The 19,570-nt window shown below is 65.4% G+C and carries 20 protein-coding genes; 7 read left to right on the plus strand and 13 right to left on the minus strand.

Features of this window, described 5'->3' with window-relative positions; translation table 11 throughout:
* Positions 1-51 precede the first annotated feature (51 nt).
* The 3 genes from tpx (at position 52) to HWX14_RS08425 (ending at position 2,071) form a co-directional block, all read left to right on the plus strand.
* Positions 52-555 (plus strand): thiol peroxidase, encoded by a 504-nt coding sequence (tpx, locus tag HWX14_RS08415; protein WP_175882291.1) that lies wholly within the window; start codon positions 52-54, stop codon positions 553-555.
* 84 nt (positions 556-639) lie between these two features.
* Complete coding sequence (locus HWX14_RS08420) at positions 640-1,578, plus strand: carbohydrate kinase family protein (protein ID WP_175882292.1); 939 nt, start codon at positions 640-642, stop codon at positions 1,576-1,578.
* A 19-nt stretch (positions 1,579-1,597) separates the two neighbouring features.
* On the plus strand, positions 1,598-2,071 hold the full coding sequence (locus HWX14_RS08425; protein WP_027783487.1) for a glycine zipper 2TM domain-containing protein: 474 nt from the start codon (positions 1,598-1,600) through the stop codon (positions 2,069-2,071).
* Positions 2,072-2,313: 242 nt separating this feature from the next.
* Here HWX14_RS08425 and HWX14_RS08430 read toward each other — a convergent pair whose 3' ends face one another.
* The 7 genes from HWX14_RS08430 to ccsA form a co-directional block, all read right to left on the minus strand.
* Positions 2,314-2,961, minus strand: coding sequence for a histone H1-like DNA-binding protein (locus HWX14_RS08430; RefSeq protein ID WP_084044092.1), 648 nt, complete (start codon positions 2,959-2,961; stop codon positions 2,314-2,316).
* Between the two features lie 28 nt (positions 2,962-2,989).
* A complete protein-coding gene (locus HWX14_RS08435; protein WP_084044093.1) occupies positions 2,990-3,316 on the minus strand; it encodes a hypothetical protein in 327 nt (108 codons plus the stop codon).
* Between the two features lie 82 nt (positions 3,317-3,398).
* Entirely contained in the window at positions 3,399-4,610 is a 1,212-nt protein-coding gene (locus tag HWX14_RS08440) for a ribonucleotide-diphosphate reductase subunit beta (RefSeq protein ID WP_012327871.1), read from the minus strand.
* Positions 4,611-4,975: 365 nt separating this feature from the next.
* The gene (locus HWX14_RS08445; RefSeq protein WP_175882293.1) at positions 4,976-7,978 is read right to left on the minus strand and encodes a ribonucleoside-diphosphate reductase subunit alpha; all 3,003 of its coding nucleotides are present in this window, start codon (positions 7,976-7,978) and stop codon (positions 4,976-4,978) included.
* Between the two features lie 452 nt (positions 7,979-8,430).
* Positions 8,431-9,021: a 1,6-anhydro-N-acetylmuramyl-L-alanine amidase AmpD gene (gene ampD / locus HWX14_RS08450; RefSeq protein WP_175882294.1), complete on the minus strand. Its 591-nt coding sequence runs from the start codon at positions 9,019-9,021 to the stop codon at positions 8,431-8,433.
* The gene (locus HWX14_RS08455; RefSeq protein WP_175882295.1) at positions 9,018-9,350 is read right to left on the minus strand and encodes a PP0621 family protein; all 333 of its coding nucleotides are present in this window, start codon (positions 9,348-9,350) and stop codon (positions 9,018-9,020) included. Before HWX14_RS08455 ends, ampD begins: the two co-directional genes overlap by 4 nt.
* Positions 9,351-9,363: 13 nt before the next feature.
* A complete protein-coding gene (gene ccsA, locus HWX14_RS08460; RefSeq protein ID WP_175882296.1) occupies positions 9,364-10,257 on the minus strand; it encodes a cytochrome c biogenesis protein CcsA in 894 nt (297 codons plus the stop codon).
* Positions 10,258-10,347: 90 nt separating this feature from the next.
* Between ccsA and ffh the strand changes: the two genes are divergently transcribed.
* Together ffh and HWX14_RS08470 are read left to right on the plus strand one after the other, a co-directional pair.
* Positions 10,348-11,715, plus strand: a complete 1,368-nt coding sequence (ffh, locus tag HWX14_RS08465) for a signal recognition particle protein (protein WP_175882297.1) — start codon at positions 10,348-10,350, stop codon at positions 11,713-11,715.
* Positions 11,716-11,809: 94 nt separating this feature from the next.
* The gene (locus HWX14_RS08470; protein ID WP_006489240.1) at positions 11,810-12,361 is read left to right on the plus strand and encodes a hypoxanthine-guanine phosphoribosyltransferase; all 552 of its coding nucleotides are present in this window, start codon (positions 11,810-11,812) and stop codon (positions 12,359-12,361) included.
* A 93-nt stretch (positions 12,362-12,454) separates the two neighbouring features.
* On the opposite strand, the gene HWX14_RS08475 is transcribed toward HWX14_RS08470, so the two are convergent.
* Together HWX14_RS08475 and HWX14_RS08480 are read right to left on the minus strand one after the other, a co-directional pair.
* Entirely contained in the window at positions 12,455-13,057 is a 603-nt protein-coding gene (locus HWX14_RS08475) for a MarC family protein (protein ID WP_011694138.1), read from the minus strand.
* A 21-nt stretch (positions 13,058-13,078) separates the two neighbouring features.
* A complete protein-coding gene (locus HWX14_RS08480) occupies positions 13,079-14,815 on the minus strand; it encodes a proline--tRNA ligase (protein WP_175882298.1) in 1,737 nt (578 codons plus the stop codon).
* Positions 14,816-15,033: 218 nt separating this feature from the next.
* On the opposite strand from HWX14_RS08480, the gene HWX14_RS08485 reads away from it, so the two are divergent.
* Together HWX14_RS08485 and HWX14_RS08490 are read left to right on the plus strand one after the other, a co-directional pair.
* A complete protein-coding gene (locus HWX14_RS08485; protein WP_006476994.1) occupies positions 15,034-15,678 on the plus strand; it encodes an RNA pyrophosphohydrolase in 645 nt (214 codons plus the stop codon).
* Positions 15,679-15,691: 13 nt separating this feature from the next.
* The gene (locus HWX14_RS08490; RefSeq protein ID WP_175882299.1) at positions 15,692-16,300 is read left to right on the plus strand and encodes a CNP1-like family protein; all 609 of its coding nucleotides are present in this window, start codon (positions 15,692-15,694) and stop codon (positions 16,298-16,300) included.
* Between the two features lie 94 nt (positions 16,301-16,394).
* Here the strand turns inward: HWX14_RS08490 and proB are convergent, their stop codons facing one another.
* The 4 genes from proB to rplU form a co-directional block, all read right to left on the minus strand.
* Positions 16,395-17,513, minus strand: a complete 1,119-nt coding sequence (gene proB / locus HWX14_RS08495) for a glutamate 5-kinase (RefSeq protein ID WP_006476997.1) — start codon at positions 17,511-17,513, stop codon at positions 16,395-16,397.
* Positions 17,514-17,603: 90 nt separating this feature from the next.
* Positions 17,604-18,716 (minus strand): GTPase ObgE, encoded by a 1,113-nt coding sequence (obgE, locus tag HWX14_RS08500; protein WP_175882300.1) that lies wholly within the window; start codon positions 18,714-18,716, stop codon positions 17,604-17,606.
* A 187-nt stretch (positions 18,717-18,903) separates the two neighbouring features.
* Entirely contained in the window at positions 18,904-19,167 is a 264-nt protein-coding gene (rpmA, locus tag HWX14_RS08505; RefSeq protein ID WP_006476999.1) for a 50S ribosomal protein L27, read from the minus strand.
* A gap of 24 nt (positions 19,168-19,191) precedes the next feature.
* On the minus strand, positions 19,192-19,503 hold the full coding sequence (gene rplU, locus HWX14_RS08510; protein ID WP_004194344.1) for a 50S ribosomal protein L21: 312 nt from the start codon (positions 19,501-19,503) through the stop codon (positions 19,192-19,194).
* Positions 19,504-19,570 lie beyond the last annotated feature (67 nt).

Genomic DNA, 19,570 nt, shown 5'->3' on the forward strand with positions numbered 1-19,570 from the left:
CGCCCGTCTCAACCCGCGCGCCCGAGCGGCGCGCTATTTCGGAGCACGAACATGAGCAAAGTTACGCTGGGTGGCAACCCGATCGATCTCGCCGGCACGTTCCCGGCCGTCGGCGCGCAAGCCGCCGATTTCAAGCTGGTCGGCAAGGACCTCGCCGATCTGTCGCTCGCCAGCTTCGCCGGCAAGCGCAAGGTGCTGAACATCGTGCCGAGCCTCGACACGCCGACCTGCGCGACGTCGACCCGCAAGTTCAACGAAGCCGCGTCGTCGCTCGACAACACGGTCGTGGTGGTCGTGTCCGCCGACCTGCCGTTCGCCGCCACGCGCTTCTGCACGACCGAAGGCCTCGCGAACGTCGTGACGGCCTCGACGTTCCGCACCGGCCGCGCGTTCGCGAACGCATACGGCGTCGACGTGACGAGCGGCCCGCTGAACGGCCTGACCGCACGCGCGGTGGTCGTGCTCGATACGCAGGACAAGGTGATCCACGCGGAACTCGTCGGCGAAATCAAGGACGAGCCGAACTACGATGCAGCGCTCGCCGCACTGAAGTAAGCTTTCTTCCGCTTCCCCTGCCGCGCCGCGCCCTTCGCGCGGCGTTGTCGCGCAGGGCCCCTCATTTCTACAGGAACGCACACCTTGGCTACGCTGATTTGCGGCTCGATCGCCTACGACTCCATCATGACCTTCGAAGGGCGGTTCCGCGAGCACATCCTGCCCGACCAGGTGCACCTCATCAACCTGAGCTTCCTCGTGCCGACGATGCGCCGCGAATTCGGCGGCTGCGCGGGCAACATCGGGTACGCGCTGCACCTGCTGGGCGGCGATGCGCGCATCATGGGCACGATGGGCGCGCTGGATGCGCAGCCGTATCTCGACCGGCTCGACCAGCTCGGCCTGCGCCGCGACCACGTTCGCGTGCTGCCCGATACGTACACCGCGCAGGCGATGATCACGACCGATCTCGACAACAACCAGATCGCGGCGTTCCACCCGGGCGCGATGATGCAGTCGCACCTGAACCACGCGGGCGACGCGCCGGACATCAAGCTCGCGCTCGTCGGCCCGGACGGCTTCGACGGGATGGTGCAGCACGTGGAAGAGCTGGCCAAGGCCGGTGTGCCGTTCGTGTTCGATCCGGGCCAGGGTCTGCCGCTGTTCGACGGTGCGACGCTGCGCCGCAGCATTGAACTTGCGACCTACGTAGCGGTCAACGACTACGAGGCCAAGCTGGTGAGCGACAAGACGGGATGGTCCGAAGATGAAATCGCCAGCCGGGTCGACGCGCTCGTCATCACACGTGGCGAGCACGGCGCGACCATCCGCCACAAGCAGGGCGCGGAGCAGATTCCGGTCGTGCCGGCCGAGCGCATCGCCGATCCGACCGGCTGCGGCGACGCCTTCCGGGGCGGCCTGCTGTACGGCATCGAGCATGGCCTCGACTGGGCAACCACCGGCCGCCTCGCGAGCCTGATGGGCTCCCTCAAGATCGCCCATCAAGGGCCCCAGACTTACGACCTGACGCGCGCCGAAATCGACGCACGCTTCGAGACTGCATTCGGTTACAGTCTCAAATGAATATTGTGGGAGAGCAAAGATGTTGACGAAAAAAACCCTCACGCTCGCGGCCATGCTGACGGCCACGCTGACCCTCGCCGGCTGCTTCACGGCACCCGGTTCGGCGGATGTCTATAGCGTCGGCCAGGCGCAGCGCGAACAGACGGTCCGCATGGGCACGGTCGAAAGCGTCCGCGCGGTGCGCATCCAGTCGGACGGCGGCGGCAGCGCGATCGGCACGCTCGGCGGCGGCGCGCTCGGCGCGGTCGCGGGCAGCGCGATCGGCGGCGGCAAAGGCTCGATCCTGACGGCGATCGCCGGCGGCCTCGTCGGCGCGGTCGCGGGTAACGCGGTCGGCGAAAACCTCAGCACGGCGAACGGTGTCGAAATCACCGTGCGCCTCGACAACGGCGATCTGCGCTCGATCACGCAGGCAGCCAACGGCGAAGCATTCCGCGCCGGCGAGCGCGTCCGCCTGCTGTCGAGCGGCGGCGTCACGCGCGTCACGCACTAACCGGTATCCTCAGCACGCGGCGCAAGCCGCGGTCGAACGCATGTGCGAAGCCGCACATGCGTTTTTTTTCGTCCGCCCGTTTCCGGTCCGCGCTCGCATCGGCCAGCCGAGCGGCGACCTATCGGCGGCTCATACGGACGAAAAAAATCCCGCCACCTGAGCCAGATGGCGGGACTGATTGAGTAGCGCTACTCAACCCACGGACACCACGTGAGTGTCCGGGTGATGCTGCTCAGCCGCGATTACGGACGGCTGCCGGTCGGGAACGGCCATGCTGCTGCCGGGTTGAGCGCGGTCTTCACGCCCGATGCCGGCGCAACCGATGCGGTCGACGCGGTCGTTGCCGGCGCAGCCTTCTTCACGACGGCCTTCTTCGGCGCAGCAGCCTTCTTCGCCGGAGCGGCAGCCGTCTTCGCAGGGGCAGCCTTCTTCGCAGGCGCAGCCTTCTTCGCGGCAGCCTTCTTCGCAGGCGCGGCCTTCTTCGCAGCAGCCTTCTTCGCCGGCGCAGCCTTCTTCGCAGCAGCCTTCTTCGCCGGTGCGGCCTTCTTCGCAGCAACCTTCTTCACTGCGACTTTCTTGGCTGCAACCTTCTTCGCGGCGGCCTTCTTAGCCGGTGCTGCCTTCTTTGCAGCAACCTTCTTCACCGCGACTTTCTTCGCTGCGACCTTCTTGGCTGCAACCTTCTTCGTTGCGACCTTCTTCGTTGCGACCTTCTTTGCAGCGGCCTTCTTCGCCGGTGCTGCCTTCTTCGCGGCAACCTTCTTCACCGCGACCTTCTTCGCAGCAACCTTCTTCACTGCGGCCTTCTTCGCCGGCGCAGCAGCCTTCTTCGCAACGGTCTTCTTGGCAGCAACCTTCTTAGCAGCCGGTTTCTTCTTGGCAGTAGCCATGTTGTTCTCCTTCAGGTTCAGATGAGAGTCAGTTCAAACTACACCCTTCGTCAAAACCCGCTTCCCGCGGACGCTGTTCAGGACGTGCGCTTCGAAGCGGGCTATTCATCGGCGTACGCAGATACCGCGCGCTTACGCTAATGAATACGGTATGGCGCGCGTGACCACCCGGCCTCGCGCGCCAAATCAAGTCGGTAGCCGGCGCACCTCGCGCCGCTACCCCTAATCGCTTGATCAAGCGGACCGCCACACGGCCGTCCGCTTTTTCCGGAGGGAAGTTTGCCCATCCCACTGAAGGGTTCGCAAAGTGCCTGTCGTATCGTTGGGCCGTTAAGGCACCGGGCATGCTTTGCATCAGGCGTTCTTGCTCCTAAACCTTGGGCCGGGGCCGAGAGGCCACCGGCTGCTCCATCATGTAACGGGTTCGCTGCTGCGGGTTATTCCCAGGACAGCGCGCCCCCCGTCTGATACTCGATCACACGCGTCTCGAAGAAGTTGCGTTCCTTCTTCAGGTCGATCATCTCGCTCATCCACGGGAACGGGTTTTCCTCGTTCGGATACAGCGGGTCGAGGCCGATCTGCTGGCAACGGCGGTTGCTGATGAAGCGCAGATAGCTCTTGAACATCGACGCGTTCAAACCCAGCACGCCGCGCGGCATCGTGTCTTCGGCGTAGCGGTATTCGAGTTCGACAGCCTGCTTGAACAGCTCGCGGATCTCGGCGCGGAATTCCGCGGTCCAGAGATGCGGGTTCTCGAGCTTGATCTGGTTGATCAGGTCGATGCCGAAGTTGCAGTGCATCGACTCGTCGCGCAGGATGTACTGATATTGCTCTGCAGCACCCGTCATCTTGTTCTGGCGGCCGAGTGCGAGGATCTGCGTAAACCCGACATAGAAGAACAGGCCTTCCATGATGCAGGCGAACACGATCAGCGACTTCAGCAGCTTCTGATCCGCTTCGAGCGTGCCGGTCTTGAAGGCCGGGTCCGTCAGCGTATGAATGAACGGGATCAGGAATTCGTCCTTCGCGCGGATCGACGTGACCTCGTGATACGCGTTGAAGATCTCGCCTTCGTCGAGACCGAGCGATTCGACGATGTATTGGTACGCGTGCGTGTGGATCGCTTCCTCGAACGCCTGGCGCAGCAGGAACTGCCGGCACTCGGGCGCCGTGATGTGGCGGTACGTGCCGAGCACGATGTTGTTCGCCGCGAGCGAATCGGCCGTCACGAAGAAGCCGAGGTTGCGCTTCACGATGCGGCGCTCGTCCTCGGTCAGACCGTTCGGGTCCTTCCACAGTGCGATGTCGCGGGACATGTTGATTTCCTGCGGCATCCAGTGGTTCGCGCAACCGGCCAGATACTTTTCCCACGCCCACTTGTACTTGAACGGCACCAGCTGATTGACGTCAGTCTGGCCGTTGATGATGCGCTTGTCGGCGACATTGACCCGCGCTTCCGTACCGCCGGCGGGAACAGCCGATGCTTGCGGCGGCACCGCGAGATCGCCTTCGAAAATGTCACGGACCTGATGGGCGGCAGGCGTTGCAGCCTGCATTCCGACAGCCATCCCGGCGGAGGTGCGCATCGCGTTTTGCTGCGCTCCGCTCGCGGGGGTTACGGCAGTCTTCTCGTCATCCCAGTTGAGCATAAATTCTCACCATCAATTTAGAACGGTTTGTACCATCTTTTCCTGAGCGATAAAAGGGTTCGCTCACGAAAAATCCTTTTTTCGATTCGCGTTGCGACCTCGATACAACACTTTGAGCAACGCATCGTCGTTCATGCAGCGCGCGATGTGAGTCGCGCTTGTATCGCGAGGTGCGCTCGACGCATCGAACGCTGATCGAAACGCGACGTCGTCGGGGATGTTTCGATCGCTGGTCATTGCCTGCAACGCAGGTGTCGCGTTACAGATTCCTTATCATTTTTTTAGTTGAGAGCGGCGCACACTTCAACCTCGATCGGTCGTCGTGTGCGCCGCGCAGGCCTGCTTCTCAGGTCAGGCGCACTGCGTTACTGGCACGCTTCGCACTCGTCGAAGCCGGGGTCGCCCGGACGCATCGTGCACACCGGGCCGTCTGCTTCGACCGGCGCGAGCGCCGCTGCAGCGTTGACCGCGCCCGACGACGCAGCGCCGCCTGCCGCACCGAAGCCGCCCGCTGCGCCTTGCGCGCCGCCGCTGCTCGAGCCGCCGCCTGCACCGCCCGTCGGCACCGCGTTCAGCGCGCCGTGTGCGACCGTCGACTTCTCGACGTGCGTCGCCGCCATCGTGCGGAGGTAGTAGGTCGTCTTCAGGCCGCGCAGCCATGCGAGCTTGTAGACCTCGTCGAGCTTCTTGCCCGACGCGCCGCCCATGTAGATGTTCAGCGACTGCGCCTGGTCGATCCACTTCTGGCGACGCGATGCCGCTTCGACCAGCCACGTCGGGTCGACCTCGAACGCGGTCGCGTAGATCGCGCGCAGGTCGGCCGGGATGCGGTCGATGCGCGACAGCATCCCGTCGAAGTACTTCAGGTCGGCGACCATCACTTCGTCCCACAGGCCGCGTTCCTTCAGGTCACGGACGAGGTACTCGTTCACCACCGTGAATTCGCCCGACAGGTTCGACTTCACGTACAGGTTCTGGAAGGTCGGCTCGATGCAGGCCGACACGCCGATGATGTTCGAGATCGTCGCCGTCGGCGCGATCGCGACGCAGTTCGAGTTGCGCATGCCGTGCGTGGCGATCCGCGCACGCAGCGCCGTCCAGTCGAGCGATTCCGACGTGTCGACCTCGACGTAGCCGCCGCGCGCTTCGGCCAGCAGCTTCAGCGTGTCCTGCGGGAGGATGCCGCGATCCCACAGCGAGCCGCGGTAGCTCGAGTAGCGGCCGCGTTCCTCGGCCAGTTCGGTCGACGCGTGGTACGCGTAGTAGCAGACGGCTTCCATCGAACGGTCGGCGAACTCGACCGCCGCTTCCGACGCGTACGGCGTGCGCAGCAGGTGCAGGCAGTCCTGGAAGCCCATGATGCCCATGCCGACCGGGCGGTGCTTCAGGTTCGAGTTACGCGCCTTCGGCACCGCGTAGTAGTTGATGTCGATCACGTTGTCGAGCATGCGCATCGCGACGCTGATCGTGCGCTTGAGCTTGTCGTGGTCGAGCGCGTAGCTGCCGTCGGCCTGCTTCACCAGGTGGGCGACGAGGTTCACCGAGCCGAGGTTGCACACCGCGATTTCGGTGTCGCTCGTGTTCAGCGTGATTTCCGTGCACAGGTTCGACGAGTGGACGACGCCGACGTGCTGCTGCGGCGAGCGCACGTTGCACGGATCCTTGAACGTGATCCACGGGTGGCCCGTCTCGAACAGCATGCCGAGCATCTTGCGCCACAGCTGCGCCGCCGGGATCTTCTTGAACAGCTTGATCTCGCCGCGCGCGACCTTGTCTTCGTAAGCCGTGTAAGCCTTCTCGAAATCGGCGCCGAACTTGTCGTGCAGGTCCGGGCAGGTCGACGGCGAGAACAGCGTCCAGTCGCCGCCTTCCATCACGCGCTTCATGAACAGGTCGGGAATCCAGTTCGCCGTGTTCATGTCGTGCGTGCGGCGACGGTCGTCACCGGTGTTCTTGCGCAGCTCCAGGAACTCCTCGATGTCGAGGTGCCACGATTCGAGGTACGCGCAGACCGCGCCCTTGCGCTTGCCGCCCTGGTTCACCGCGACGGCCGTGTCGTTCACGACCTTCAGGAACGGGACCACGCCTTGCGACTTGCCGTTCGTGCCCTTGATATGCGAGCCGAGTGCGCGCACGCGCGTCCAGTCGTTGCCGAGGCCGCCGGCGAACTTCGACAGCAGCGCGTTTTCCTTCAGCGCTTCATAGATGCCGTCGAGATCGTCCGCGACCGTCGTCAGGTAGCACGACGACAGCTGCGAGCGGTGCGTGCCCGAGTTGAACAGCGTCGGCGTCGAGCTCATGAAGTCGAAGCTCGACAGCACATTGTAGAACTCGATCGCGCGCGTTTCGCGGTCGATCTCGTTCAGCGACAGGCCCATCGCGACGCGCATGAAGAATGCCTGCGGCATTTCGATGCGGGTGCCTTCGACGTGCAGGAAGTAGCGGTCGTACAGCGTCTGCAGGCCGAGGTAGCCGAACTGCAGGTCGCGGTTCGCGTCGAGCGCGTCGCCGAGGCGCTTCAGGTCGAACTGCAGCAGCTTGTCGTCGAGCAGGCCGGCGTCGACGCCGCGCTTCAGGAACTGCGGGAAGTATTCGGCGTAGCGGGTCGACATCTCGGCCTGCACGACTTCCTCGCCGAGAATCTCGCGGCGGATCGTGTGCAGCAGGATGCGGGCCGTGACCTGGCTGTACGCCGGATCCTTTTCGATCATCGTGCGCGCAGCGAGGATCGCCGAGTCGTAGACCTGGCTCATCGGCACGCCGTCGTACAGGTTCTTCACCGTCTCCGCGACGATCGGGTCAGGGTTAACCGCAGCGCCGAGGCCGTCGCATGCCGACACGATCAGCGCGCGCAGCGCGTTCAGGTCGAGCGGGCGCGTGACGCCGTTGTCGACGACGTTGATGCCGGTGCTCGACTCGCCGCCCGCTGCCGCCGCTTCCTCGCCCGCATGCTGGCGCTCGAGGTGACGCTTCTCGCGATACAGCACGTACGCACGCGCGACGTTGTGCTCGCCGCCGCGCATCAGCGCGAGTTCGACCTGGTCCTGGATGTCTTCGATATGGAACGTACCGCCGTTCGGGCGGCTGCGCACGAGCGCGCGCACGACGTTGTGCGTCAGTTGTTCGACCTGCTCGCGTACGCGAGCCGATGCCGCGCCCTGCCCGCCGTTGACGGCCAGGAAAGCCTTGGTCACCGCGATCGCGATCTTCGAAGGTTCGAACGACACCACGCTGCCGTTGCGGCGGATCACCTTGTAGTCGGCGAACGTGGCCTGCGGCGCGAGCGCCTTCGCGCCCTGTTCGGTCCCGCCGAGCGGACGGCTCGAGGCGCTCTCGTACTGGGACGTCGCGTTGTCGGTGGTTTGCATGTGCAAAGCTCCTGGTGTTGGATGGTGCGGAGAGAACCGCGGATTAAAACGAACGCTGCGCAATGCGGTGCGCGAGCGGTAAGAGGCGAGCGATGCGCCGGGGAAGCCGGTTCGGTCGATGCGCGACAACCCAGCCGGTCGTGTGCTTCGTCATGTATACCCTGCCCCGTCGATGTTCGCTGCGCTGGTCGCGACGCCCGGACCGCCCGGCCTGACGCGCCGCCCTGAGAACCCTGTCCGCCGGCGTTGCCCGCCGGCCGGTGCCGCTCGGGTTTTCCCCTGCGACACACACTATATCTAGTACAGAACTGCTCAACTGGCACCAAGTATAGTGGACATTCGGAGGACGTCCAAACGGATAATTTTTGATGGAGGTCTTGACATCGCTCGCGCGCAGACGCGGCAAGGCATTGGTCGGAGAAAAAACTTTCTCCGCTCAAAAAACCCCGCGATCAGTGCTGACGGAAAGGAAAGTATTCGGCGGAAAAACCGGCATCGCTCGCGAAGCGTTGCCAATCGAAATGCGGGCCCGGGTCGGTCTTGCGGCCCGGCGCGACGTCCGAGTGCCCCGCGAACGCGTCGACCGGATAGCGCGCGGCGAGCGCGCGGGAAAGCGATGCGAGCACCGCGTATTGGGCATCGTCGAACGGCACGTCGTCCGCGCCCTCGAGCTCGATGCCGATCGAGAAGTCGTTGCAGCGCGTGCGGCCGAAGAATTCGGACGAGCCCGCATGCCACGCGCGCTCGTCGCACGACACGAACTGCACGAGCTCGCCGTCGCGGCGAATCAGGAAATGGGCGGACACGCGCACGCCGCGCAGGTGGCTCTGGTAATAGGGGTGCGCATCGCAGTCGAGGCGATTCAGGAACAGCGCCTCGATCGCATCGCCGCCGAATTCGCCGGGCGGCAGGCTGATGTTGTGGACCACCACGAGCGTCGGCACCGCGCCGGCGGGCCGCGCCTCGAAGTTCGGCGACGGCGCATGGCGCGCTTCGCGCACCCAGCCGCTCGCGTCGACCGACAACACCGGCGCGTCGATCATCGCGCGTCGCGGCCGTTCACGCGCGCGGCGTGGCGCTGCGCATGCTCGGCGCTGCAGAAGTATTCGCCGCTCGCGGCGACGGCGTCGCCCTTCGGCGCATGCACGCCGCATTCGGCGCAGCGCACCATCGGCTCGGGCAGCGACCGCGCGTCGCCGTTCGGGCGCGCGGCGCCGGCACCGGCGCCACTACCGGCACCCGCACCGGGCGCACCGTCGTAACCGGCGCCGCGGCCGGCGCGTGCCTGCGCCTGTTCCTGCGCGTGACGCAGCTTGCGCGCGAGCCACGAACCCGCGAAGAAGAGAAGGATCAGGAGAAGAATCTGTCGCATCGGGAACCTGCGGTCAAACGACGGAGCGGTGCAGCAGCACCTCGAACACGAACCGGCTGCCGACATACGCGAGCAGCAGCGCGGCGAACGACACGAGCACCCAGCGCGCGGCGCCGCGGCCGCGCCAGCCCGACGTCTTGCGGGCCACCAGCAGCCCGCCGAACATCAGCCAAGACAGGATCGCGAACACCGTCTTGTGGTCGAGCCGCAACGCGCGCGCGTCGACCTGCTCGCTGAACAGGATGCCCGACGCGAGCGTCAGCGTCAGCAGCACGAAGCCGGCGCCGATCAGGCGGAACAGCAGCTTCTCGAGCGTGAGCAGCGGCGGCAGCGTTTCGAGCCAGCTCGCGATCCAGCCCGTCGAGCCGTCGCGCCCGCCGCTCCTCAGCGACTGCAGGCGCCGCTCGACCATCAGCATCAGCACCGCGTGCAGCGCCGCGATCGCGAAGAGGCCGTACGCGATGTTCGCGATCAGGAAGTGCAGCTTGAACAGCGGCGCCGCGGCATAAGGCAGCACCCGCACGCCACCGAACACGAGCGGCAGCAGCGACGCGCCGCACGCGAGCGGCAGCACCAGCAGGCGCAGGCTGTCGAGCGGGAAGAAGAAGCTCTCGATCCAGTAGATGCCGGCGCCGAGCCAGAACATCGCGGACAGCGCGAACGCGAAGCCGAACACCATCGCGTCGTTCGGAAAGATCGTCATGTGCAGCAGCACGCCGTGCGCGAGCAGCGCGGCGAACAGCAGCGCGCGGCCGGCCCCGCTCATCCCGGACGCGGCCGACGCGGGAACCGGCACGGCCGGCACGCTCGCGACGAGCGGCGTCGCGCCCTGGCGGTGCGCGCGCCAGCCTGCGACGGCGAGGCCGCCGTACAGGAATGCGGTGAGGGCATACAGTACAATATCCATGTTCGAAGTTTACACTAGGCCCCCTTCCCGCGACGGCTCCCTTTTGTTCGGTTCCGCCGCGCCTTCGGGCCCCACTGTCCATCGCTCCCCATGCTCGACAATCTCACTCAACGGATGGCGCGCGTCGTCAAGACGCTGCGCGGCGAGGCCCGGCTCACCGAGGCGAACACGCAGGAGATGCTCCGCGAGGTGCGTCTCGCGCTGCTGGAAGCCGACGTGTCGCTGCCGGTCGTCCGCGAATTCATCGCCAAGGTCAAGGAAAAGGCGCTCGGCGAAGAAGTGATCAGCAGCCTGTCGCCGGGCCAGGCGCTCGTCGGCGTGGTCCAGAAGGAACTGACCGCCGTGATCGGCGGCGACTACGAAGGCAAGGCCGCCGAGCTGAACCTCGCGGTCACGCCGCCCGCGGTGATCCTGATGGCCGGCCTGCAGGGCGCGGGCAAGACCACGACCGTCGGCAAGCTCGCGAAGCTGCTGCGCGAGAAGTACAAGAAGAAGGTGCTCACGGTGTCGTGCGACGTGTATCGCCCGGCCGCGATCATGCAGCTGAAAACGGTGACCGAGCAGGTCGGCGCCGACTTCTTCCCGTCCACGCCGGACCAGAAGCCCGTCGACATCGCGCTCGCCGCCGTCGACTGGGCGAAGCGCCACTACCATGACGTGCTGCTCGTCGACACGGCCGGCCGCCTCGGCATCGATGAAGCGATGATGCAGGAAATCGCCGCGCTGCACGGTACGCTGAAGCCGGCCGAGACGCTGTTCGTCGTCGACGCGATGCTCGGCCAGGACGCGGTCAACACCGCGAAGGCGTTCAACGACACGCTGCCGCTCACCGGCGTCGTGCTGACCAAGCTCGACGGCGACTCGCGCGGCGGCGCCGCGCTGTCGGTGCGCCACATCACGGGCAAGCCGATCAAGTTCGTCGGCGTCGCCGAGAAGCTCGACGGCCTCGAGGTGTTCCACCCGGACCGGATGGCGAACCGGATCCTCGGGATGGGCGACATCCTCGCGCTCGTCGAGGAGGCGCAGCGCGGCGTCGATGTCCAGGCCGCGCAGAAGCTCGCCGACAAGGTCAAGAAAGGCGGCGATTTCGACCTGAACGATTTCCGCGCGCAGATCTCCCAGATGAAGAACATGGGCGGCCTGTCGTCGCTGATGGACAAACTCCCCGCGCAGTTCCAGCAGGCGGCGGCCGGCGCCGACATGGGCCAGGCCGAGAAGTCGATCCGCCGGATGGAAGGCATCATCAGCTCGATGACGCCCGCCGAGCGCGCGAAACCCGAAATCATCAAGGCGACGCGCAAGCGCCGCATTGCCGCCGGCGCGGGCGTGCCGGTGCAGGAAGTCAACCGGATGCTGAACCAGTACGACCAGATGCGTACGATGATGAAGAAGCTGAAGGGCGGCAACATGCAGAAGATGATGCGCGGCATGAAAGGCATGATGCCCGGCATGCGCTGATTTCGTCCGTCGGCCGGCGCGCGGGTTTTTGCCGTAGCGCGCGCCTGCCGTTCTGCTTCATCCTTATTTGTATACCGACTGCCCGCCAGAACACATGAACCGCGAAGAAGCCCTCCACATTTTCGACCACTCTGAAGAGATCGTCTCGGCCGACGCCGTCAACGCGTCGATCTCGAAGATGGCCGACGCGATCCGCGCCGAGATCGGCGACGCGTTCCCGCTCGTTCTCTCGGTGATGGGCGGCGCCGCGGTGTTTACCGGGATGCTGCTGCCGCATCTCGATTTCCCGCTCGAATTCGACTACATCCACCTGACCCGCTACCGCAACACGACGCAGGGCAGCCCGGAGATGCACTGGCGCGTCGCGCCGCGCGAATCGGTGAAGGATCGCATCGTGCTCGTGCTCGACGACATCCTCGACGAAGGCGAGACGATGGCCGCGATCCGCGACCGCATCCTCGACATGGGCGCGCAGCGCTTCATGTCGGCCGTGCTGTGCGAGAAGACGCTCGCGAAGGCGAAGCCGCTGCACCCCGACTTCTGCGGCTTCTCGGTGCCCGACCGCTACGTGTTCGGCTGCGGAATGGATGCGAAGGGCTACTGGCGCAACCTGCCGACGATCCGCGCGCTGACCGCGAACGTCTGATCGCCGGGCTGTCCGCGCTATACCCGCTATATAAATGGAAAGCGGCGCTCCGGTTACCCGGAGCGCCGCTTTTTCGTGCGCACGCCGCGTGCGTTACAACTGGTGCACGAACGCGCGGATGCCGGCCAGCAGCATCTCGACCGAGATCGCGACCAGCACGAGGCCCATCAGCCGCTCGAACGCCGCGACCGTCCGTTCGCCGAGCCATTGCTGGATCCGCTCGGCCAGCACCAGCGTGATCGCGCAGACGATCATCGTGACCGTCAGCGCGCCGACCCATTCGAGCATCTTGCCGGGCGCCTGCGACGTCATCAGCATCACCGTCGCGAGCGCGGACGGCCCGGCCAGCGCGGGAATCGCGAGCGGCACGATGAACGGCTCGCCGCCCGCGCGCGGATCGCTGCCGAGCGCGCCGTCCGGATGCGGGAAGATCATCCGCAGCGCGATCAGGAACAGCACGATCCCGCCGCCGAGCCGCAGCGACAGGTCGGTGAGGCTCATCATCCGCAGGAAGCGGTCGCCGACCAGCATGAAGAACAGCAGGATCACGAACGCGATCCCCACTTCGCGCAGGATCAGCTTCACGCGCCGCTCGCGCGGCACATCCCGCATCGCCGAAATGAACAGCGGGATGTTGCCGAGCGGATCCGTGATCAGCACGAGGAGCACGGTGGCCGACAGGAACGTGTATTCCATCGTGTCGCCCGGTCGCCGCGCTTAGTGCGCGAGCGCGGCGCGGATCTTCTCCGCGACCGCCGCCGCGGCCGTGTCGGCCGGCAGCAGCGTCGCTTCGGCGTCGCGGCGGCCCTGGTACTCGATCTTGCCTTCCTTCAGGCCGCGCTCGCCGATCACGAGACGATGCGGCACGCCGATCAGCTCCCAGTCGGCGAACATCACGCCCGGACGCTCGCCGCGATCGTCGAGGATCACGTCGATGCCGGCGGCCGTCAGTTCCGCGTACAGCTTGTCGGCCGCTTCGCGCACCATGTCGCTGCGGTCATAGCCCATCGGGCACAGCACGACCTCGAACGGCGCGATCGACTCGGGCCAGATGATGCCCTTCTCGTCGAAGTTCTGTTCGATCGCCGCGCCGAGAATGCGCGTGATGCCGACGCCGTAGCAGCCCATCAGCATCGGCTGCGGCTTGCCCGACTCGTCGAGGAACGTCGCGCCCATCGCTTCCGAGTACTTGGTGCCGAGCTGGAACACGTGGCCGACTTCGATACCGCGGCAGATGTCGATCGCGCCCTTGCCGTCCGGCGACGGGTCGCCCTTCTTCACGTTGCGCACGTCGGCGACTTCCGGCTCCGGCAGGTCGCGGCCCCAGTTCACGCCCGCGATGTGATAGTCGACCTCGTTCGCGCCGACGACGAAGTCGCTCATGTTCGCGACCGTGCGATCGGCGATCACCTTCACCGGCTTCTTCGTGCCGACCGGGCCGAGGTAGCCCGGCGGCGTGCCGAACCACTCGACGATTTCCTGCTCGGTCGCGAAGCGGTGGTTCTTCAGGCCCGGCAGCTTCGACACCTTGATCTCGTTCAGGTCGTGATCGCCGCGCAGCATCACGAGCCAGATGGTCGGCTCGGCGCCTTCGTTGTCGGTCGCGAGCACGATCGACTTGATCGTGCGCTCGAGCGGGATCGACAGCAGTTCGGCGACGGCTTCGCACTTCGCCTTGCCGGGCGTCGCGACCTTTTCCATCGCTTCGGCCGGCGCCGCGCGCTCCGCAATCAGCGGCAGCGCTTCGGCCGCCTCGACGTTCGCCGCGAATTCGGACGTCGGGCAGTACGCGATCGCGTCCTCGCCGGTATCGGCGATCACGTGGAACTCGTGCGAGAAGTTGCCGCCGATCGAGCCGCTGTCGGCCGCGACCGCGCGGAACTCGAGGCCGAGGCGCGTGAAGATGCGCACGTACGCGTCGTACATCTTGCGGTACGACTCGTTCAGGCCGGCCGCGTCCTTGTCGAACGAATACGCGTCCTTCATGATGAATTCGCGGCCGCGCATCACGCCGAAGCGCGGACGGATCTCGTCGCGGAACTTCGTCTGGATCTGGTAGAAGTTCACCGGCATCTGCCGGTAGCTCTTGATCTGGTTGCGCGCGATGTCGGTGACGACTTCCTCGTGCGTCGGCCCGATCACGAAATCGTTGTCCTTGCGGTCCTTGAAGCGCAGCAGCTCGGGACCGTACTGCTCCCAGCGGCCCGACTCCTGCCACAGCTCGGCCGGCTGCACGGCCGGCATCAGCAGCTCGATGGCGCCCGCCCGGTTCATTTCCTCGCGCACGATCGCCTCGACCTTGCGAATCGAACGCAGGCCGACCGGCAGGTAGTTGTAGATGCCGCCGGCGACGCGACGGATCATGCCGGCGCGCACCATCAGCTTGTGGCTGACGATCTCTGCGTCGGCCGGTGCTTCTTTGAGGGTGCCGATAAAGAAACGGGAAGCTTTCATGCGGACGGTTCCAAAAACGGCGCCCCCAGGCGGGGCGCCCGAAAAAGTTTCAAGGTGAAAAAGCGGCGCGCCGCGAACGACGATGGCGCAGATGACGTAGCAGACTAATCAGGGACAATTCAGCCGGTGTACCCCGCGCGGATTCGCTCCGTCACGGTGCGCAGCGCCCGTTATCTGTTTATAATCAAAGCAATTTTAAAGGATTCGAAGGTGGTTGTATGCTGGATCGTGAAGGCTTTCGCCCGAACGTCGGCATCATCCTCTTGAACGCGCGCAACGAGGTGTTTTGGGGCAAGCGGCTCCGCGAGCATTCCTGGCAGTTTCCTCAAGGTGGGATCAAGTACGGCGAGACCCCCATGCAGGCGATGTACCGGGAACTGCACGAGGAAACGGGCCTGCATCCGGAACACGTCAAGATAATCGGCCGCACCCGCGACTGGTTGCGTTACGAGGTGCCTGACAAGTTCATCAAACGCGAAGTACGCGGTCATTACCGCGGCCAGAAGCAGATCTGGTTCCTGCTGCGGATGGTCGGACGCGATTGCGACATTTGCTTGCGCGCGACCGACCACCCGGAGTTCGATGCGTGGCGCTGGAACGAGTATTGGGTGCCGCTCGATGCGGTGATCGAGTTCAAGCGGGATGTCTATCAGTTGGCGCTGACGGAACTGTCGCGCTTCCTGCGCCGCCCGGCGCAGCGAGCCGAGAAGCCGCGCGGGCCGCGTGTGTCGCGCTATCCGCGCGTGATTGGCGCACAGGCCCAGACGCTGACGATTGTCGACACATCGGTAGTCTGTTCGGAGATCGAAGTGGAAGCGAGCACGCTCGACGAGATGCCGCCCCACGTGATCGTCGGCAAATGACGAGTCGGACTGCATGACCGGGCGCGACCTTGGTGTCGCGCCCTTTTTTTACGAGGAATGCATATTGAAAGCGATTGCTCTCGCGCTCGCATCGATCGCCGCGATGGCCGCCCTGGCCGGCTGCGCGAACTCGAAAGCGCCGTCCAACAAGGATGACAGCGAGTTCGTGTACCTGCTCGACCGTCAGGGAACCTGGAAGGAAAACGCCGTCGACACGCTGCCGCCGCTGCCGCAAACGAGCGATCTGCTGCCGTTCAACGTGTCGCAGAACACGCCGCTGAAGTTCTTCGTCGATGCGAAGTCGCTCGACGTCGGCTCCGACGGCGTCGTGCGCTACGCAGTCGTCATCACGAGCCCGGCCGGTGCGCGCAACGTGAACTACGAAGGTATCCGCTGCGACACCTACGAATGGCGCCAGTACGCGGGCCTGAACTCGGACCACAACGGCTGGGATCGCACCGTCGAGAACGACTGGCGGCGCATCGAGAACGGCGAGCTGAACGCCTACCACTCCGCGCTCTACCAGGACTACTTCTGCGCGAACAAGATGCCGCAGGGCTCGACCCGGCAGATTCTCGAAAACATCCGGTTCCACCGCACCGCGATGACCCAGTTGCGCTGACGGCACGCGATGCGGTTCGCCCGCATCGTCCCGCGCACGAAAAAGCCCGCATCGCGCGGGCTTTTTCATTTGAACGGCGGCATTTGGCCGGCGCTCACACCAGCACGAGGTTGTCGCGATGAATCAGTTCGGGCTCCAGCATGTAGCCGAGCACGGTTTCGATCTCGCCGCTCGGCTTGCGGTGAATCAGCTTCGTTTCCGCGCTGCTGTAGTTCGTGAGCCCGCGCGCCACCTCGCGCCCGTCCGGGCCGACGCACGCGATCACCTCGCCGCGCGCGAACGCGCCCTGCACGTCGATCACGCCGATCGGCAGCAGGCTCTTGCCGCCGGCCGTCAGCTTCTCGACCGCGCCCGCGTCGATCACGACGTGGCCGCGTACCTGCAGATGGTCGGCCATCCATTGCTTGCGTGCCGCCATCCGCGCGGTACGGGCGATCAGTTGCGTGCCGATCGCTTCGCCGGCCGCCAGACGCACGAGCACGTCGGCCTCGCGACCGCTCGCGATCACGGTATTCGCGCCGCTGTGCGCCGCGCGCTTCGCCGCGAGGATCTTCGTCAGCATCCCGCCGCGACCGAGGCTCGAACCGGCCCCGCCCGCCATCGCCTCGAGCTCCGGTGCGCCCGCATTCGCCTCGCCGACGAGCGTCGCGTTCGGATCCTTGCGCGGATCGGCCGTGAACAGCCCCGACTGGTCGGTGAGGATGATCAGCGCATCGCCTTCGATCAGGTTCGCGACGAGCGCACCGAGCGTGTCGTTGTCGCCGAACTTGATTTCGTCGGTGACGACCGTGTCGTTTTCATTGATGATCGGCACGACGCCGAGCCGCAGCAGCGTGAGCAGCGTCGAGCGCGCATTCAGGTAGCGCTCGCGGTCCGCCAGATCGGCGTGCGTGAGCAGGATCTGCGCGGTGCGGATGCCGTGCTCGGTGAAGCGGCTCTCGTAGACTTGCGCGAGCCCCATCTGGCCGACCGCGGCGGCGGCCTGCAGCTCGTCGATTTCCCGCGGCCGCTTGCTCCAGCCGAGCCGTTGCATCCCTTCGGCAATCGCGCCCGAACTGACGAGCACGACTTCCTTGCCCTGCGCGCGCAGCGCAGCGATCTGGGCCGCCCAGCGGCCGATCGCGGCATGATCGAGCCCCTTGCCGTCGTTGGTCACGAGGCTGGAGCCCACTTTCACCACCAATCGCTTCGAATCCGCGATGATCGAACGCATCCTGCACTGTCTCCTGTATCTGATGCCTGCCCGGGCTGGGCGCGATTGAACGCCGACGCCGGGCGGCCCGCCCGGCGCGTGACCGAACGTTCAGACGTCGTCGCCCGGCGTCGCACCGCCCTTCGCCGGCGGCGCATCGCGGAAACGCACGTCCGCCGCGAGATCTTCCGCCTCCGCCGCGCGATGCGCGTCCGAATGTTCGGAAAGGTAGTCGTAGATCGCGTAGCACAGCGCTTCGCAGCCCTGGCCCGTCAGCGCAGAGATCTCGAACACGGGGCCGTCCCAGCCGAAGCGGTCGAGGAAATCCGCGACGCGCGCCTCGCGCTCGTCTTCCGGCACCATGTCGAGCTTGTTGAGCACGAGCCAGCGCGGCTTCTCGTACAACGCCTCGTCGTACTTGCGCAGCTCGCCGACGATCGCCGTCGCTTCCGCGACCGGATCGACGCTTTCGTCGAACGGCGCGAGATCGACCAGATGCAGCAGCACGCCGGTACGCTGCAGGTGACGCAGGAATTGATGCCCGAGGCCCGCGCCTTCGGCCGCCCCTTCGATCAGCCCCGGGATATCGGCGATCACGAAGCTCTTGCTCGGGCCGACACGCACCACGCCGAGATTCGGCGCGAGCGTCGTGAACGGGTAATCGGCGATCTTCGGCCTCGCGTTCGACACCGACGAGATGAAGGTCGACTTGCCCGCGTTCGGCATGCCGAGCAGGCCGACGTCGGCGAGCACCTTCAGCTCGAGCTTCAGCATGCGTCGCTCGCCCGGTTTGCCGTCCGTCTTCTGGCGCGGCGCGCGGTTCGTGCTCGACTTGAAATGCAGGTTGCCGAGACCGCCGGCGCCGCCCTGCGCGAGCATCACCTGCTGGTCGTGCTCGGTCAGGTCGGCGATCAGCTCGCCCGTATCCATGTCGCTGATGATCGTGCCGACCGGCATGCGCAGCGTGACGTCGTCGCCGCCCTTGCCGTAGCAATCCGAGCCACGGCCGTTTTCGCCGTTGCGCGCGAGGTGCTTCTTCGCGTAGCGGTAGTCGATCAGCGTGTTGATGTTGCGGTCGGCGATCGCGTAAACGCTGCCGCCCCGGCCGCCGTCGCCACCGTCCGGCCCGCCGAACGGGACGAATTTCTCGCGGCGCATCGACGCGCTGCCATCGCCTCCGTCGCCGGCGATGACTTCGATTCGTGCTTCGTCAATGAACTTCATTCGTCACTCCGCCCAGTATTTCCGCTATTGTGCCGCGCGCCGGCACGCTTGAACAATCTGCCGTTCGGCCGATCGTACGCCGGCGGCGCGAGGGTCGCCGGTACGCACGTGCGCCCGGCGACCCAATAAAAAAAGGCCCCGCGAAGACTGCGGGGCCTTTCGGCTACGAAGCCCGTGGGTGCCTGACTTAGGCAGCCGCCGGGACGACGATGACCAGATGCTTCTTGTCCGCGCCCTTCGTCGCGAACTTGACGTGACCGTCGACCAGCGCGAACAGGGTGTGATCCTTGCCCATGCCGACGTTCTCGCCAGCGTGCATGCGCGTACCGCGCTGACGCACGATGATGCCGCCAGCGTTGATCGCCTGGCCGCCGTACACTTTCACGCCGAGACGCTTCGACTCGGAGTCGCGGCCGTTCCGGGAAGAGCCGCCTGCCTTTTTGTGTGCCATCTGATTGCTCCTTTACCGAGGCGCTTACGCGTTGATCGCGTCGATGCGCAGCTCAGTGTAGTTCTGGCGGTGGCCGCCGTGCTTTTGGTAGTGCTTCCGGCGACGCATCTTGAAGATGGTGACCTTGGCATGACGACCGTGCGACACAACGGTGGCCTTGACGGAAGCCCCACTGACCAGCGGCGTACCGAACTGAATCGATTCGCCTTCGCCCACTGCGAGAACCTGGTCGAGCGTGATTTCAGCGTCAATGTCAGCCGGTATCTGTTCTACTTTGAGTTTTTCGCCAACGGCAACCTTGTACTGCTTGCCGCCGGTTTTTATGACCGCGTACATTGAGAACCTCACTCTGGATCCAATTTTTCCGCACACCACGCGCGGAAAACACGTGATTATACATGGG

This window comes from Burkholderia sp. BCC0044 (assembly GCF_902832955.1).
In the GTDB taxonomy this organism is placed as follows: Bacteria; Pseudomonadota; Gammaproteobacteria; order Burkholderiales; family Burkholderiaceae; genus Burkholderia.

Coding starts and splice junctions, on each gene's coding strand:
- tpx (WP_175882291.1), top strand. CDS start 52: ATGAGCAAAGTTACGCTGGGTGGCAACCCGATCGATCTCGCCGGCACG.
- HWX14_RS08425 (WP_027783487.1), top strand. CDS start 1,598: ATGTTGACGAAAAAAACCCTCACGCTCGCGGCCATGCTGACGGCCACG.
- HWX14_RS08430 (WP_084044092.1), bottom strand. CDS start 2,961: ATGGCTACTGCCAAGAAGAAACCGGCTGCTAAGAAGGTTGCTGCCAAG.
- HWX14_RS08435 (WP_084044093.1), bottom strand. CDS start 3,316: ATGCAAAGCATGCCCGGTGCCTTAACGGCCCAACGATACGACAGGCAC.
- HWX14_RS08440 (WP_012327871.1), bottom strand. CDS start 4,610: ATGCTCAACTGGGATGACGAGAAGACTGCCGTAACCCCCGCGAGCGGA.
- HWX14_RS08445 (WP_175882293.1), bottom strand. CDS start 7,978: ATGCAAACCACCGACAACGCGACGTCCCAGTACGAGAGCGCCTCGAGC.
- ampD (WP_175882294.1), bottom strand. CDS start 9,021: ATGATCGACGCGCCGGTGTTGTCGGTCGACGCGAGCGGCTGGGTGCGC.
- HWX14_RS08455 (WP_175882295.1), bottom strand. CDS start 9,350: ATGCGACAGATTCTTCTCCTGATCCTTCTCTTCTTCGCGGGTTCGTGG.
- ccsA (WP_175882296.1), bottom strand. CDS start 10,257: ATGGATATTGTACTGTATGCCCTCACCGCATTCCTGTACGGCGGCCTC.
- ffh (WP_175882297.1), top strand. CDS start 10,348: ATGCTCGACAATCTCACTCAACGGATGGCGCGCGTCGTCAAGACGCTG.
- HWX14_RS08470 (WP_006489240.1), top strand. CDS start 11,810: ATGAACCGCGAAGAAGCCCTCCACATTTTCGACCACTCTGAAGAGATC.
- HWX14_RS08475 (WP_011694138.1), bottom strand. CDS start 13,057: ATGGAATACACGTTCCTGTCGGCCACCGTGCTCCTCGTGCTGATCACG.
- HWX14_RS08480 (WP_175882298.1), bottom strand. CDS start 14,815: ATGAAAGCTTCCCGTTTCTTTATCGGCACCCTCAAAGAAGCACCGGCC.
- HWX14_RS08485 (WP_006476994.1), top strand. CDS start 15,034: ATGCTGGATCGTGAAGGCTTTCGCCCGAACGTCGGCATCATCCTCTTG.
- HWX14_RS08490 (WP_175882299.1), top strand. CDS start 15,692: ATGACCGGGCGCGACCTTGGTGTCGCGCCCTTTTTTTACGAGGAATGC.
- proB (WP_006476997.1), bottom strand. CDS start 17,513: ATGCGTTCGATCATCGCGGATTCGAAGCGATTGGTGGTGAAAGTGGGC.
- obgE (WP_175882300.1), bottom strand. CDS start 18,716: ATGAAGTTCATTGACGAAGCACGAATCGAAGTCATCGCCGGCGACGGA.
- rpmA (WP_006476999.1), bottom strand. CDS start 19,167: ATGGCACACAAAAAGGCAGGCGGCTCTTCCCGGAACGGCCGCGACTCC.
- rplU (WP_004194344.1), bottom strand. CDS start 19,503: ATGTACGCGGTCATAAAAACCGGCGGCAAGCAGTACAAGGTTGCCGTT.